This is a genomic window from Mesorhizobium sp. M0587, from assembly GCF_040320945.1.
Lineage (GTDB): Bacteria > Pseudomonadota > Alphaproteobacteria > Rhizobiales > Rhizobiaceae > Mesorhizobium.
In genome coordinates, this window is the sequence record NZ_JAMYQP010000055.1 from 1 (window position 1) to 14,946 (window position 14,946).

12 protein-coding genes are annotated in these 14,946 nt (G+C 63.5%); 6 read left to right on the forward strand and 6 right to left on the reverse strand.

Going from position 1 to position 14,946, the window contains the following annotated elements:
• Positions 1-333: 333 nt before the first annotated feature.
• From fdhF to NKI49_RS30270, 4 genes are all read right to left on the reverse strand, one after another.
• Positions 334-3,246: a formate dehydrogenase subunit alpha gene (fdhF, locus tag NKI49_RS30255; protein WP_352607396.1), complete on the reverse strand. Its 2,913-nt coding sequence runs from the start codon at positions 3,244-3,246 to the stop codon at positions 334-336.
• A 10-nt stretch (positions 3,247-3,256) separates the two neighbouring features.
• On the reverse strand, positions 3,257-4,813 hold the full coding sequence (locus NKI49_RS30260; RefSeq protein WP_352607398.1) for a formate dehydrogenase beta subunit: 1,557 nt from the start codon (positions 4,811-4,813) through the stop codon (positions 3,257-3,259).
• A complete protein-coding gene (locus NKI49_RS30265) occupies positions 4,810-5,289 on the reverse strand; it encodes a formate dehydrogenase subunit gamma (RefSeq protein WP_352607400.1) in 480 nt (159 codons plus the stop codon). The genes NKI49_RS30260 and NKI49_RS30265 overlap by 4 nt, the downstream gene beginning before the upstream one ends.
• Positions 5,290-5,421: 132 nt before the next feature.
• Positions 5,422-6,321, reverse strand: coding sequence for a LysR family transcriptional regulator (locus tag NKI49_RS30270; protein ID WP_352607402.1), 900 nt, complete (start codon positions 6,319-6,321; stop codon positions 5,422-5,424).
• Positions 6,322-6,490: 169 nt separating this feature from the next.
• On the opposite strand from NKI49_RS30270, the gene NKI49_RS30275 reads away from it, so the two are divergent.
• Positions 6,491-7,132, forward strand: a complete 642-nt coding sequence (locus NKI49_RS30275) for a DUF47 domain-containing protein (protein WP_352607436.1) — start codon at positions 6,491-6,493, stop codon at positions 7,130-7,132.
• A 3-nt stretch (positions 7,133-7,135) separates the two neighbouring features.
• Complete coding sequence (locus tag NKI49_RS30280) at positions 7,136-8,140, forward strand: inorganic phosphate transporter (RefSeq protein ID WP_352607404.1); 1,005 nt, start codon at positions 7,136-7,138, stop codon at positions 8,138-8,140.
• 44 nt (positions 8,141-8,184) lie between these two features.
• On the opposite strand, the gene NKI49_RS30285 is transcribed toward NKI49_RS30280, so the two are convergent.
• Positions 8,185-8,565: a VOC family protein gene (locus tag NKI49_RS30285; RefSeq protein ID WP_352607406.1), complete on the reverse strand. Its 381-nt coding sequence runs from the start codon at positions 8,563-8,565 to the stop codon at positions 8,185-8,187.
• A 181-nt stretch (positions 8,566-8,746) separates the two neighbouring features.
• Here NKI49_RS30285 and NKI49_RS30290 point away from each other — a divergent pair, with 181 nt between their 5' ends.
• Positions 8,747-9,919: an Mrp/NBP35 family ATP-binding protein gene (locus tag NKI49_RS30290; RefSeq protein ID WP_352607438.1), complete on the forward strand. Its 1,173-nt coding sequence runs from the start codon at positions 8,747-8,749 to the stop codon at positions 9,917-9,919.
• Between the two features lie 175 nt (positions 9,920-10,094).
• On the opposite strand, the gene NKI49_RS30295 is transcribed toward NKI49_RS30290, so the two are convergent.
• On the reverse strand, positions 10,095-10,547 hold the full coding sequence (locus tag NKI49_RS30295; protein ID WP_352607408.1) for an SRPBCC family protein: 453 nt from the start codon (positions 10,545-10,547) through the stop codon (positions 10,095-10,097).
• Positions 10,548-10,696: 149 nt separating this feature from the next.
• Between NKI49_RS30295 and NKI49_RS30300 the strand changes: the two genes are divergently transcribed.
• The 3 genes from NKI49_RS30300 (at position 10,697) to chrA (ending at position 14,943) form a co-directional block, all read left to right on the forward strand.
• Complete coding sequence (locus tag NKI49_RS30300) at positions 10,697-12,502, forward strand: IlvD/Edd family dehydratase (RefSeq protein WP_352607410.1); 1,806 nt, start codon at positions 10,697-10,699, stop codon at positions 12,500-12,502.
• 225 nt (positions 12,503-12,727) lie between these two features.
• Positions 12,728-13,546, forward strand: a complete 819-nt coding sequence (locus NKI49_RS30305) for a chromate resistance protein ChrB domain-containing protein (RefSeq protein WP_352607412.1) — start codon at positions 12,728-12,730, stop codon at positions 13,544-13,546.
• Positions 13,543-14,943, forward strand: a complete 1,401-nt coding sequence (gene chrA / locus NKI49_RS30310; RefSeq protein ID WP_352607414.1) for a chromate efflux transporter — start codon at positions 13,543-13,545, stop codon at positions 14,941-14,943. Before NKI49_RS30305 ends, chrA begins: the two co-directional genes overlap by 4 nt.
• The last annotated feature ends 3 nt before the right edge of the window (positions 14,944-14,946 follow it).

Below are 14,946 nucleotides of genomic sequence, written 5' to 3' on the forward strand. Positions count from 1 at the left end.
CCCCGCCGCCGCCCGGGGGGTGGTGGGGGGGGGGGCGCCGGGCCCCGGGGGCGGGCCCCCCCCCGCGACTGCTCGCCAGAAACACCGGATTGCCTGCTCTTTGGGTTATGCCCGACTTTCGGCGGCTGCGTCTTGCCGGACCGGCTTCCCCCACTCCGTCGCTGCTTCGCAGCGCCACCTCTCCCCCCTCCGGAGGGAGAGGAAAGCAGCCTGGAGTTCGCGTGCTTTCCTTTCCCCCGTCGATCGGGGGAGAGGTTTCGAGCGAAGCTCGACGGAGTGGGGGTCGATCAGCCGTCAAGATTGAGCTCTTATCGTCGAATGCCTCGCCCAAGACTACTCCGCCGCTTCCAGCGGCGCGATGCGGCGGCTGTTGCGCGCCTGCTCGTCATAATCGCGTTGCCATTCCGACGGTCCGTTGGACGCGCCGACCTGCACCGCGGTCACCTTGTATTCCGGGCAATTGGTCGCCCAGTCGGAGAAGTCGGTGGTGATGACGTTGGCCTGCGTATCGGGATGATGGAAGGTCGTATAGACCACACCCGGCGACACGCGATCCGTGATCAGCGCGCGCAGCGTCGTCTCGCCCGAGCGGCTGGTCAGCCGCACCCAATCGCCGTCGCGCAAGCCACGATTCTCAGCGTCGTGCGGATGGATTTCCAGCCGGTCCTCGCTATGCCACATCAGATTGTCGGTGCGCCTGGTCTGCGCCCCGACATTGTACTGGCTGAGGATGCGGCCGGTGGTCAGCAGCAGCGGGAAGCGTGGTCCCGTCCTTTCGTCCGTCGCCACATATTCGGTACGGATGAACTTGCCCTTGCCGCGCACGAAGCCATCGACATGCATGATCGGCGTGCCGAGCGGCGCCTTCTCGTTGCAGGGCCATTGCACCGATCCGACACGGTCGAGCAGATCGAAGGAGACGCCGGCAAAGCTCGGCGTCGTCTTGGCGATCTCGTCCATGATCTCGGCGGGATGCCGATAGTTCCAGTCCAGCCCGATCGCGCGGGCAAGCTCCTGCGTCGCCTCCCAATCGGCATAACGCGCCTTCGGCTCCAGGACCTTGCGCACCATGTTGATGCGGCGCTCGGCATTGGTGAACGTGCCGTCCTTCTCGAGGAAGGTCGAGCCCGGCAGGAAGACATGCGCGTAGTTCGCCGTCTCGTTGAGGAAGAGGTCGTGCACGACGACGCATTCCATTGCCGCCAGGCCGGCGGCGACATGCTTGGTGTCGGGATCGGACTGCAGAATGTCCTCGCCCTGGATATAAATGCCCTTGAAGCTGCCGTCGACGGCGGCATCAAGCATGTTGGGAATGCGCAGGCCCGGTTCGTCGTCCAGCTTTACGCCCCACAGGCTCTCATAGATGTCGCGCACGGCCTCGCCGGAGATGTGGCGATAGCCGGGCAGTTCGTGCGGGAAGGAGCCCATGTCGCATGAGCCCTGCACGTTGTTCTGGCCGCGCAGCGGGTTCACGCCGACGCCCGGCCGGCCGATATTGCCGGTGGCCATGGCAAGGTTGGCGATCGCCATCACCGTGGTCGAACCCTGGCTGTGTTCCGTCACGCCCAGGCCGTAATAGATCGCGCCATTGCCGCCGGTGGCGTAAAGGCGCGCCGCGCCGCGGATCAGTTCGGGATCGACGCCGGACAACCTGCCGACGGTTTCGGGGCTGTTTTCGGGCAAGGCGACGAAAGACGCCCAGTCCTGGAACTCCGTCCAGTCGCAGCGTTCGCGGATGAAGGCTTCGTCGAACAGGCCTTCGGTGACGATGACATGCGCCAGCGCGGTCAGCACGGCCACGTTGGTGCCGGGCTTCAGCGGCAAATGATAGTCCGCTTCCACATGGGCCGACTTGACCATCTCGGTACGGCGCGGATCGAGCACGATCAGCTTGGCGCCCTGGCGCAGCCGCTTCTTGAGCCGTGAGGCGAACACCGGATGGGCGGTAGCAGGATTGGCGCCGATGATGACGGCGACGTCGGTGTAATCGACCGAATCGAAGTCCTGCGTGCCGGCCGAAGTGCCATAGGTCTGGCCGAGCCCGTATCCCGTAGGCGAGTGGCAGACGCGCGCGCAAGTGTCGACATTGTTGTTGCGGAAGCCCTGCCGAACCATCTTCTGGACGAGGTAGGTTTCCTCATTGGTGCAGCGCGACGAGGTGATACCGCCGATAGCGGTGCGTCCGTACTGGTACTGGATGCGGCGGAATTCCTTGGCCGTATGGGCGATCGCCTCTTCCCAGCTCACCTCCCGCCAGGGATCGCTGACCTTTTCCCGGATCATCGGCGACAGGATACGGTCCTTGTGAGTGGCATAACCATAAGCGAAACGGCCCTTCACGCAGGAATGGCCGTGATTGGCCTTGCCCTCCTTGTAGGGCATCATGCGAACGACCTCGTCGTCCTTCACTTCGGCCTTGAACGAGCAACCGACGCCGCAATAGGCGCAGGTGGTGACAACCGAGCGTTCCGGCAGGCCCTTGGCCAGCACTGTCTTCTCGCGTAGCGCGTCGGTCGGACAGGCCTGCACGCAGGCGCCGCAGGACACGCATTCGGAGGTGATGAAATCCTCGTGCATGCCGGCGACCATGCGCGATTCGAAACCTCGGCCCTCGATGGTCAGGGCGAACGTGCCCTGCACCTCCTCGCAGGCCCGCACGCAACGCGAACAGACGATGCATTGCGCGGCATCATAGGCGAAATAGGGATTGGATTCATCGCGGGCGATGTAGTCGACCGCCAGCGAGCCATGGCCGGGTGCCACGCCGTCTTCCTGCTTGACATGGTTGCGCCCATTGACGCCGTAGCGGTTCTCGGTCAGGCCGATCGACTTCGCAACGGCGTCGAACTCGCTGGCGCCGGTCCCGGCCTTCTCGTTCCAGCCGGTCGGATGGTCGGAGACATAAAGTTCCATGACGCCGCGGCGGATGGCATCGAGCCGTTCGGACTGCGTGCGCACCATCATGCCTTCGCCAACCGGCGTGGTGCAGGAGGCCGGCGTGCCGCCGCGCCCCTCGATCTCGACGAGGCAGACGCGGCACGAACCGAACGAGTCCAGCATGTCGGTGGCGCAGAGTTTCGGGATCTCGACCCCGCCTTCCATCGCCGCACGCATGATCGACGTGCCTTCCGGCACGGTGATGCTGCGGCCGTCGACCGTCAGGGTGACCTGCTTTTGCGACTTCGATTGCGGGGTTCCGTAGTCGAGCTCTTCGACGAGTGATGGGAAGTCGGCCTTGATGTTCATCTGCCAGCTCCTATTCAGCAGCCACGCGCGCCGGCGCAGGCTTGAAATCCTCGGGGAAATGCGTGATCGAGCTCATCACCGGGTAGGGCGTGAAGCCGCCCAGCGCACACAGCGATCCGAACTTCATCGTGTTGCAGAGGTCCGTGACCAGCGCGAGGTTCTTCTCCGGTTCGATGCCGGCGGCGAGCCTGTCGATGGTCTCGACCCCGCGCGTCGAGCCGATGCGGCAGGGCGTGCACTTGCCGCAGCTTTCGATGGCGCAGAATTCCATGGCGAAGCGTGCCTGCTTCAGCATGTCGGCGGTGTCGTCGAACACGGTGAGGCCGGCATGGCCGATCAGCCCGTCCTTGGCGGCGAAGGCTTCGTAGTCGAACGGCGTGTCGAACAAAGCGCGCGGGAAATAGGCGCCGAGCGGCCCACCGACCTGCACCGCCTTCACCGGCCGTCCGGTCGCGGTGCCGCCGCCGATCTCGTCGACGATCTCGCCCAGCGTCATGCCGAAAGCCGCCTCGAACAGCCCTGCATGCTTGACGTTGCCTGCGATCTGGATCGGGATGGTACCGCGCGAGCGGCCCATGCCGAAATCCTTGTAGAAGGCGGCACCCTTGTCCATGATGATCGGAACGGACGCCAGCGAGATGACGTTGTTGATCACCGTCGGCTTGCCGAACAAGCCTTGGATCGCCGGCAGCGGCGGCTTGGCGCGAACCACCCCACGCTTGCCTTCCAGGCTGTTCAAGAGCGAGGTTTCCTCGCCGCAGACATAGGCGCCGGCGCCGACGCGGATCTCCATGTCGAACGCATTGGGCGAACCCAGCACGTTGACGCCGAGCACGCCGGCCTTGCGGGCGACCTCGACCGCCTTGTTCATGACAGCCACAGCATGCGGATATTCCGAGCGGATATAGACGAAACCCTTGGTCGCGCCCGTTGCGATGCCGGCGATCGCCATGCCTTCGATCAGCACGAACGGGTCGCCTTCCATGATCATGCGGTCGGCGAAGGTGGCGCTGTCGCCCTCATCGGCGTTGCAGACGATGTATTTGCGCTCGGAGGTGGTGTCGAGCACCGTCTTCCATTTGATCCCGGTCGGGAAGCCGGCGCCGCCACGGCCGCGCAGCCCTGATTCCGTGACTTGGCTGACGATGTCGGCCGGCGCCATCGCCACCGCGTTCTGCAGGCCCTTCAGCCCGCCCAGCGATTTGTAGGCGTCGAGCGACAGCGGGTCGTTGATGCCGCAGCGGGCGAAGGTCAGCCGCGTCTGTTTGGCCAGGAAGGGGATCTTGTCGGGCGCGCCGAGCCAGCGCTTGTGATGGCCGCCGGTGAGGAAGCCGCTGTCGAACAGGCTCTTGACGTCGGAGGGTTTCACCGGCCCGTAGGCGACGCGGCCATTGGCGGTCGCCACCTCGACCATTGGCTCTAGGAAATAGGCGCCGCGCGAGCCATTGCGCACGATCTTGGCCTCGATCCCGCGCTCGGCGAGTTCATTTGCGATCGCCTTGGCAACCTTTTCCGCACCCAGCGCCAGCGCGCCGGAATCACCGGGAATGTAGATGCGCGGGATCATGAGCGCACCTCGGCGACAATGTCTTCGATCTTCTCGTCATCGATACGCCCGATCACCACACCGTCCAGCATCGCCGACGGCGAACAGGCGCAAAGCCCGAGGCAATAGACCGGCTCCAGCGTCACCGATCCGTCACGGGTGGTCTCGTGAAAACCGATGCCGAGCAACTGCTTGATCTTGGCGGCGACCGCGTCCGAGCCCATCGACTGGCAGGCTTCCGCCTGGCAGAGCTTGAGCACGTGCCGGCCGGCCGGCCGGGCGCGGAAATCATGATAGAAGGTGACGACGCCGTGTACCTCCGCCCTGGAGAGGTTCAGCCCATCGGCAATGACCGGCAGGGCGTCATGCGGCACATGGCCGAACTCTTCCTGGATGCCGTGCAGGATCGGCAGCAACGGGCCTTCAAGGCCCTTCATCTCTTGCACGATCGCCGCCGTGCGCGATGCGATCTCGGTACTTGCAGGCTGCATCGTCACGCAGCGCCCTCCCTGGTCGATGGAATTCATCGCTAAGTGTTTATGAAATCAGAGGAAACCACCGAAATCAATAAAGCCGTTTCGTTGCGTGATAGAAAATTTCTATCGAGGCCTCGGCTTACATTGTCTATCCTAGCGATGGGCGCGGAAATCGTCTGCCAGCGCCATTGCCTCGTCCAGCAGCGCCTGCACCAGCGGCGTGTGCGGTTCGCGCGGCGCGGCAACCAAGCCGACCGTATGGCTGGCGTCCGGGTCGACGATCGGAATGGCCCGGATAGGCTCGGAAAAGCCGAATGTTTCCGCGAGGTTGAGCGGCATGATCGATGACCATTTGCCGGTCCGGATGTGGGAAAACAGCACGATCATCGAATTGGATTCCAGCGTCGGCCGCACCTGCTCGCCGGCCTCGGCCAGGTGCTGGTCGATGATGCGGCGGTTCTGCATGTCCGGCGTCAAGAGGCAGAGCGGCAACTGGCTGATCTCGACCCATGTCACTTTGTCGCGGTCGGAGTAGGGGTTTCCGACAGCGGTGATCAGCTGATAGCGCTCGTCATAGAGCGGTACGCTCGTCACCCGCCCCAGCGGCTCGTTGTCGAGATAGGTGATGCCGGCGTCGACCTCGAAATTACCAAGCAGCGACAGCACTTCGATCGAGGTGCGCGACAGCACCGAGAAGGTGACGCCCGGATGTTTCTCGCGGAAAGGCGTCGTCAGCCGCGCTACCATGGCCAGGGCCGTCGGGATGGCGGCGATGCGGATGCGGCCAGACAGGCCGTGACGCGCCGCCCGCATCTCTTCTCTCATGGTGCGGGTGTCGCCGACGATGCGGCGCGCCCATGTCAGCACCTGCTTGCCTTCCGGTGTCAGCCCCTGGAAGCGCGAGCCGCGCAGCACCAGCATCACCCCGAGCTGGCCCTCAAGTTGCTTTATGCCGGCCGACAGCGTCGGTTGGGTGACGCCGCACAGCTCGGCCGCCCGGCCGAAATGCTCCTCCTTGGCCAGTGCGATGAAGAATTCCAGCTTGTCGATCATGCCATTCGTCCGGTCGTCGCGTGCAAGGTCGGGGAAATTTCCTTTCGCCGCAAGCGCTATGCGTAATCGCCCTGCATCCACATCTTTCAGCCGGCTTACTGTTTGCCGAGGCGCCTGGCGGCGCTATGTCAAGGAAAGGGTCGTGAACTGGGCGCGATGGGAGATCAAGATGCTGGGCTGGTTCCGCAAGCTGCTGCCGCGCGAAGATCGTTTCTTCGACTTGTTCGAGCGCCATTCGCGCACTGTGGTCGGCGGCGCCGAGGCGCTGGAGCAGCTTCTCCAGGGCAAGGATATCGATCGCTGGGGCCAGAAGATCGTCGATCTCGAGGACGAGGCCGACCATATCACCGCGGAAGTCCTGCTTGCCGTGCGGCGCTCCTTCATCACGCCTTTCGATCGCGGCGACATCAAGGACCTGATTCAGTCGATGGATGACGCCATCGACATGATGCACAAGACGGTCAAGACGGTGAGGCTGTTCGAGATGAAGGAATTCGACCCGCTGATGCAGGAGATGGGCGGCGTCATCGTTGACACCGCCAAGCTGGTCGCGGAAGCGATTCCGCTTCTCAGCAAGGTCGGCGCCAACAGCGCGCGTCTCAACGCCATCGCCGAGGAAGTCATGCGCGCCGAAGGCCGGGCCGACGATCTGCATGAGCAAGGTCTGAAGGACCTGTTCAAGCGGCATGGCCGCGGCGACGCGATGGCCTATCTGATCGGCAGCGAGATCTATGGCCAGCTGGAGAAGGTGGTAGATCGATTCGAGGACGTCGCCAACGAGATCAGCGGCGTCGTCATCGAGAACGTATAGGCGATGGAAGCCACGATCGCCTTTCCCTTGCTGGTCGGCCTCGTCGCCGTCGCGCTGTTCTTCGATTTTCTCAACGGTCTGCACGATGCGGCCAACTCCATCGCCACCATCGTCTCCACGCGCGTGCTGCGCCCGCATTATGCGGTCGTCTGGGCGGCCTTCTTCAACTTCATCGCCTTCATGTTCTTCGGCCTCCATGTCGCCGAGACCGTCGGAAAAGGCATTGTCGACGTCAACATCGTCACGCCGGCGGTGATCTTCGCCGCGCTCGTCGGCGCCATCGTCTGGAACATCGTCACCTGGATTGCCGGGCTCCCGTCGAGCAGTTCGCACGCGCTGATCGGCGGGCTGGTCGGCGCCGGCGTTGCCAAGGCGGGCGTCGGCGCCATCGTCTGGTCGGGGCTGGGCAAGACGGTCGCCGCGATCGTCCTATCGCCGGCAACCGGCTTCGTCCTGGCGCTTGTCCTCGTGGTCGTGGTTTCGTGGCTGTTCGTGCGCCAGACGCCGTTCGCCGTCGACAGCACTTTCCGTGTCATGCAGTTCTTTTCCGCCTCGCTCTATTCGCTCGGCCACGGCGGCAACGACGCCCAGAAGACCATGGGCATCATCGCGGTGCTGTTGTATTCGCAAGGCATGCTCGGCGGGACATTCTACGTGCCGCTATGGGTCGTCCTGACCTGCCAGTCGGCGCTGGCGCTGGGCACGCTGCTCGGCGGCTGGCGCATCGTCCACACGATGGGCTCCAAGATCACCCGGCTGAATCCGATGCAAGGCTTCTGCGCCGAGACCGGCGGCGCCATCACGCTGTTCGCCGCCACCTGGCTCGGCATTCCCGTTTCGACGACGCACACGATTACCGGTGCCATCATCGGCGTTGGCGCCGCCCGCCGCATCTCGGCCGTGCGCTGGGGTGTCGCCGGCAACATCGTCATCGCCTGGATCGTCACCTTGCCGGCGACGGCCGTGATTTCGGCGCTCACCTATCTCGCCGTCGGTCTGGCGGGATGAGGTGAGCGTCGCGGCGCCTGGAGCGCCGGCAATCGCGATATTGTCTACCGGTTCACAAGGTTCAGGATGTTGCCGTCCGGATCCTTGAACCACGCGACCTTCATGCCCTGGTCGCCGACATGGACGTCGCCCTCGATCGTCAGGCCGGGCATTTCGTAGTGTTCGAACCCAACGCCTTTCGATTTCAGCGATTGGACGACACTGTCGATCTGATCGCCAACCGTCCAGGTTACCGCCGTCGCCTTGTTGGTTCCGGCGAACTGGGACCGATAGACATTGATGGTGGTGTCACCGCTTTTGTAGACGATCAGTTCGTCGCCCATATGGTCCACCGGCTTGAGGCCCAGCGTTCCTTCATAAAACGCCTTTGCTCTCGCCATGTCCTTCACCGCGAGATTGGCCGTTGCGTTGCTGTTTGCAAGCATGATTTCTCCTTCCCTGGCTGTTCCTGATGCTGTTCATTGAAATAGGCCACGTGCCCCGTTCGGCGACCGGCATCTTGCGAAGTTCGTTTGCAGAAGCCGGCCTCGTGCTGGGTGCGTCGAGGCGGCGGCTTGGTTCTGCTCGAAAACTACATTATCTGAGGTGCCGAACGCCGAGGAAAAAATCATGCCCGTCACCAAAGACGCCGTCATCGAACGCCTGAAAACGGTCAACGGCCCGGATTTCACCGGCAATATCGTCGACCTCGGCATGGTGTCCGAGATATTCATCGCCGATTCCAAGGTGTTCTTCTCCATCACGGTTCCCGCCGCCCGTGCGCAGGAAATGGAGCCACTGCGCGCCGCCGCCGAACGCGTCGTCAAGGCGATCCCCGGTGTCGCCGGCGCCGTTGTCGCGCTGACGGCGGAAAAGAAGGGCGGCGGCATGGAGGCGCCTGTTCCATCGCGCCCCGCACCCAGGCCAGCTCCGCCCGCCGCCGCACCGCGCGCGGCCCCGCACGCCCCGGCTTCGCACAGTCACGGCAAGCGCGGCGTGCCTGGCATCGAGGCGATCATCGCCGTCGCCTCGGGCAAGGGCGGTGTCGGCAAGTCGACGACGGCGGTGAACCTCGCGCTTGGCCTCGCCGCCAACGGTTTGCGCGTCGGCGTGCTCGACGCAGACATCTATGGCCCGTCCATGCCGAGGCTGCTCAACATCCATGGCCGGCCGCAGACGGTCGACGGCAAGATCCTGAAGCCCATGGAGAATTACGGCCTCAAGGTGATGTCGATGGGCTTCCTCGTCGATGAGGAGACGCCGATGATCTGGCGCGGCCCGATGGTGATGTCGGCCCTGACGCAGATGCTGCGCGAGGTCGAATGGGGCGCGCTCGACGTGCTTGTCGTCGACATGCCGCCGGGCACCGGCGATGCGCAATTGACCATGGCCCAGCAGGTGCCGCTGGCCGGTGCCGTCATCGTGTCGACGCCGCAGGACTTGGCCCTCATCGATGCCCGCAAGGGACTGAACATGTTCAGGAAAGTCGATGTGCCGCTGCTCGGCATCGTTGAGAACATGAGCTACTTCCTCGCACCCGATACCGGCAAGCGCTACGACATTTTCGGTCATGGCGGCGCGCGCCGCGAGGCCGAACGCCTGGGCGTCACCTTCCTCGGCGAGGTGCCGCTGGAGATGGGCATCCGCGAGAGCTCGGACGCGGGCACGCCGGTCGTCGTCTCGAAGCCCGACGGTGCAGAGGCGAAAATTTATCGCGATATCGCCTCGAAAGTCTGGGATCGCGTCAATGAGGAGCGCGGCGCGGCCGAAGCGTCGGTGCCGAGCATCGTGTTCGAGTAACTTTCGTCCGGTGGGCGCCGCCCCTCATCCGCCTGCCGGCACCTTCTCCCCGTATAGAAATCGTCGCACACGGCGTCTTTCTCCCCGTCACTATACGGGGAGAAATGTCCGGCAGGACAATGAGGGGCAGCGCCGACGCTGGATAAACCAGGCACCGTTCAAACAAGGCGCAATCCTAAGCCGCGCCTACCTTCTCACCAAACGTCGAAAAAAACTGACCGGCCAGTTTCTTCGACGTCGATTCGATCAGCCGGCTGCCAAGCTGGGCGATCTTGCCGCCCACATCGGCCTTTGCCGCGTACTTCAACACCGTGGCGTCCGGCCCATCCGCAGTCAGCGTCACGTCGGCGCCCCCCTTGGCGAAGCCGGCGATGCCGCCCTTGCCTTCGCCCTGAATTGTGTAGGCATGCGGCGGCTTGAGGTTTTTCAGCATTACCTCGCCGTTGAAGGTCGCCTTGATCGGCCCGATCTTCAGCACGACCGTCGCCGCCATTTCGGTCGCCGACTTCATCTCCAGGCTTTGGCAGCCGGGAATGCTTTCCTTTAGCACCGCCGGGTCGTTCAGAGCTTCCCATACTTTCTGTATGGATGCGGCGATGCGTTCCTCGCCCTCGATCACCAAGGCCATCAAAATCTCCCCGATCACAATGTCGGATTGGTCCTAGCGCGCGGCTCGATACATGTCTATCGCACCAAAGTCCGGTTCGGATCGCGCGTGCCCCTTGCCTGTATCTGCGCGTTGTCATATCGATTTGTCATACAAATACGGAGACCATGATGGCCGGCGCCCCCACAGGAAAGAAGAAATTTCGCTCTCAGGAGTGGTTCGATAACCCCGACAATCCGGGAATGACGGCGCTCTACCTGGAACGCTATCTCAATTACGGGCTGACGCGCGCCGAGCTGATGTCGGGCAAACCCTTGATCGGCATCGCCCAGACAGGCTCGGATCTTTCGCCCTGCAACCGGCACCACCTCGAGCTTGCCAAGCGCGTGCGTGAAGGCATCGTTTCGATGGGCGGCATTCCTTTCGAGTTTCCCTGCCATCCGATTCAGGAAACCGGCAAGCGCCCGACCGCGGCGCTGGACCGTAATCTCGCCTATCTCAGCCTTGTCGAGGTGCTTTACGGCTATCCGCTCGACGGCGTGGTGCTGACCATCGGCTGCGACAAGACGACGCCGGCACTGCTGATGGCGGCGGCCACCGTCAACATTCCGGCCATCGCGCTGTCGGTCGGCCCGATGCTCAATGGCTGGCACAAGGGCAAGCGCACGGGCTCCGGCACCATCGTCTGGGAATCACGCCAGCGCCTGTCGGCCGGCGAAATCGGCTATGATGAATTCATGGACATCGTCGCCTCGTCGGCGCCGTCCACCGGCTATTGCAACACCATGGGCACCGCCACCACGATGAATTCGTTGGCCGAGGCGCTGGGTATGCAGCTGCCGGGCTCGGCCGCCATTCCGGCTCCCTACCGGGAGCGCGGACAAATTTCCTACGAGACCGGAAAACGCATCGTCGAGATGGTGCATGAGGATTTGAAACCGTCCGACATCATGACGCGAGGAGCCTTCGAGAATGCCATCGTCGTCAATTCGGCGATCGGCGGCTCGACCAACGCGCCGATCCATCTCAACGCCATCGCCCGCCATCTCGGCGTGCCGCTCGACAATGACGACTGGCAGACGATCGGCCTCAACGTGCCGCTCCTCGTCAATCTGCAGCCGACGGGCGAGTATCTCGGCGAGGATTATCATCACGCCGGCGGCGTACCGGCCGTCGTGGCCGAACTGATGAAGGGCGGGCTGTTGCCGCATCCCGATGCCTTGACCGCCAACGGCAAGTCGATCGGCGACAACTGCAAGGGAGCGGTGGTCGAGGATGCCGACGTCATCCGCAGCGCCGACAAGCCGCTGAAGGCCAATGCCGGCTTCATCAATCTCAGGGGCAATCTGTTCGATTCGGCGATCATGAAGACCAGCGGCATCTCGCCTGAATTCCGCGAGCGCTATCTGTCCAACCCCAGGGATCCCGAGGCATTCGAAGGCAATGCCATGGTCTTTGACGGGCCTGAGGATTACCACGCCCGCATCGACGATCCGGCGCAAGGCATCGACGAGCACACGATCCTGTTCATGCGCGGCGCCGGCCCGGTCGGTTATCCCGGCGGCGCTGAGGTCGTCAACATGCAGCCGCCGGCCTATCTCATCAAGAAGGGCATCCACGCGCTGGCCTGCATCGGCGACGGCCGCCAGTCCGGCACGTCGGGCTCGCCGTCGATCCTGAACGCCTCGCCTGAAGCCGCCATCGGCGGCGGACTGGCCTTGCTCAAGACGGGTGATCGCGTCCGCATCGACCTCAGGAAAGGCACCGCCGACATCCTCGTCAGCGACGACGAGATCACCCGGCGCCGCGCCGAGCTGCAGAACAATGGCGGCTATCATTATCCCAAGCACCAGACGCCCTGGCAGGAAATTCAACGCGCCATGGTCGACCAGTTCTCCGAAGGAATGGTGCTGAAGCCGGCGGTGAAATACCAGGACGTCGCGCACACCAGCGGTATCCCCCGGGACAATCATTGATTATTCCTCGGAACGATCATTAATTATTCCAGGGACAATCACCGAGCATTTGTTCGCAGATGCCGGCATGCACGACAAACGGCGGCTTGATACGGATCGAGCCGCCGCTCGTCCTTGACAAGCGCGCGCAACAAATCCACCATCATGGCAAGGGGTGCATCGCGACGACCCCGTGAGGCGTCAGCCCAACGTTCGCGTCCAAGCTCTTACAGGGAGGTGGACGCCATGCCGTCAACAACCGCTATCACCGTACTGCAATTATCCCGTCTGGTCGCTCTGCCGGGCGCACCGGTAATCATCGACGTTCGCACCGACGAGGACTTCGACGCCGATCCGCGCCTGCTGCCGGCCTCGGTCCGGCGCAATTTCAAAACCGTTTCGACCTGGGCACCAACGTTCGCCGGCCAATCGGTGGCCATCGTCTGCCAGAAAGGGCAAAAGCTCTCGCAAGGCGTCGCCGCTTGGCTGCGGCACGAGGGAATTCCTGCCGAATCCCTCGAAGGCGGGTTCGAGGCCTGGCGCGATGCAAAGGGGCTTTTGGTCCGTACCGGCAAATTGCCCCCACGCGACGAAAAGGGCCGCACGGTCTGGGTGACGCGAGCCCGTCCGAAGGTCGATCGCATTGCTTGCCCATGGCTGATCCGACGCTTCGTCGATCCCGGCGCGGTGTTTCTGTTCGTCGAACCGGCGGAAGTCCTGGCTGTCGCCGACCGCTTTCAGGCCGTGCCCTTCGATATCGACACTGTGTTCTGGAGCCACCGCGGCGAACGCTGTACCTTCGACACCATGATCGAGGAGTTCGGGCTGGAATCCGATGCGCTCGATCGCCTTGCCGCGATCGTGCGCGCGGCTGACACCGCAAACCTCGATCTGGTACCCCAGGCCGCCGGATTTCTGGCCGCCTCGCTGGGCCTGTCGCGGATGTTCCGCGACGATCTCGAACAGTTGGAAGCCGGCATGCTGCTCTACGACGCTTTCTTCAGGTGGTGCCGCGATGCCACGGACGAAACTCACAACTGGCCGTCCGGAGGCAAGGTGGCATGAACGCAGTGGTCTCGAAGGGGAAGGGCGAAGTTGTCCGGGAGCCGGCCGCGCCGAGTTTCAACGAGGCGCTGCGCCTCTGGGCGAAAATCGGATTGCTGAGCTTCGGCGGGCCGGCCGGCCAGATAGCGCTCATGCACAAGGAACTGGTCGAGGATCGTCGCTGGATCGGCGAACAGCGTTTCCTGCATGCCTTGAACTACTGCATGCTCTTGCCCGGCCCGGAAGCCCAGCAACTCGCCATCTATATTGGCTGGCTGCTGCACAAGACGCTCGGAGGCCTCGTCGCCGGTATCCTGTTCATCGTTCCGGGTGTGCTTGTCATGCTGACCCTGAGCATCCTCTATGCGCTATATGGCGACGTGCCGCTGGTCGCGGCGCTGTTTTTCGGAGTGAAGGCGGCAGTGCTTGCCATTGTCATCGAGGCGGTGATCAAGATCGGACGGCGTGCCCTGAAGAACCGGATCATGGTGTCGATCGCAGTCTTGGCCTTCATTGCGATCTACGCGTTGAGGGTTCCGTTCCCGCTGATCATCCTTGGCGCCGGATTGATAGGCCTGGCCGGAAACCGATTGGCGCCTGCGTTCTTTTCGGGCCAGGCCCGTGGCGGGGACAACGTTCCCGACATCAAGGGCGCGGTGGACGTGATGTTCGAGCGCGGCGAACTGACCCATGTCGAACCGACGAAATGGCACGCGCCGCGCACCGTCGCGATCTGGCTGCCGATCTGGCTCGGACCCGTTCTTGTGATCTGGTGGTTGACCGGATCCGCAAGCGTTTGGACCGAGATAGGCCGGTTTTTCAGCCTGATGGCCGTGGTTACATTCGGCGGCGCCTACGCGGCCCTTGCCTATGTCGCGCAGGCAGCCGTCCAGTCCTTCGGCTGGCTCGCCCCGGGTGAAATGGTCGACGGGCTTGGGCTTGCCGAAACCACGCCGGGGCCGCTCATTCTGGTGTTGCAGTTCGTCGGCTTCCTGGCCGCGTTCCGTCACTCCGGGTCGCCGGACCCGCTCCTTGCCGGATCGCTCGGGGCCTTGCTCACTCTATGGGTCACGTTCACTCCCTGCTTTTTCTGGATATTCCTCGGTGCGCCCTACATCGAGGCGCTGCGCGGCAACAAGGCACTGTCGGCGGCGTTGGGCGCGATCACCGCCGCCGTGGTCGGCGTCATCATGAACCTCGCTCTGTGGTTCGCCTTGCACGTCATCTTCGGTGAGGTGCGCAGTATCGGGCCCGGTCTGAACGTGCCTGTTCTTTCGTCGGTCGACTGGCGCGCGGCACTGCTTTCCTGTGCAGCCATGATCGCTATCCTGAAGTTGAAACTCGGCATGCTGCCGACACTTGCCGGATCCGCTCTGGCCGGTGTCTTGCTGTCGGCGGTAAGTTGGCAGTTGGCGTAGGGG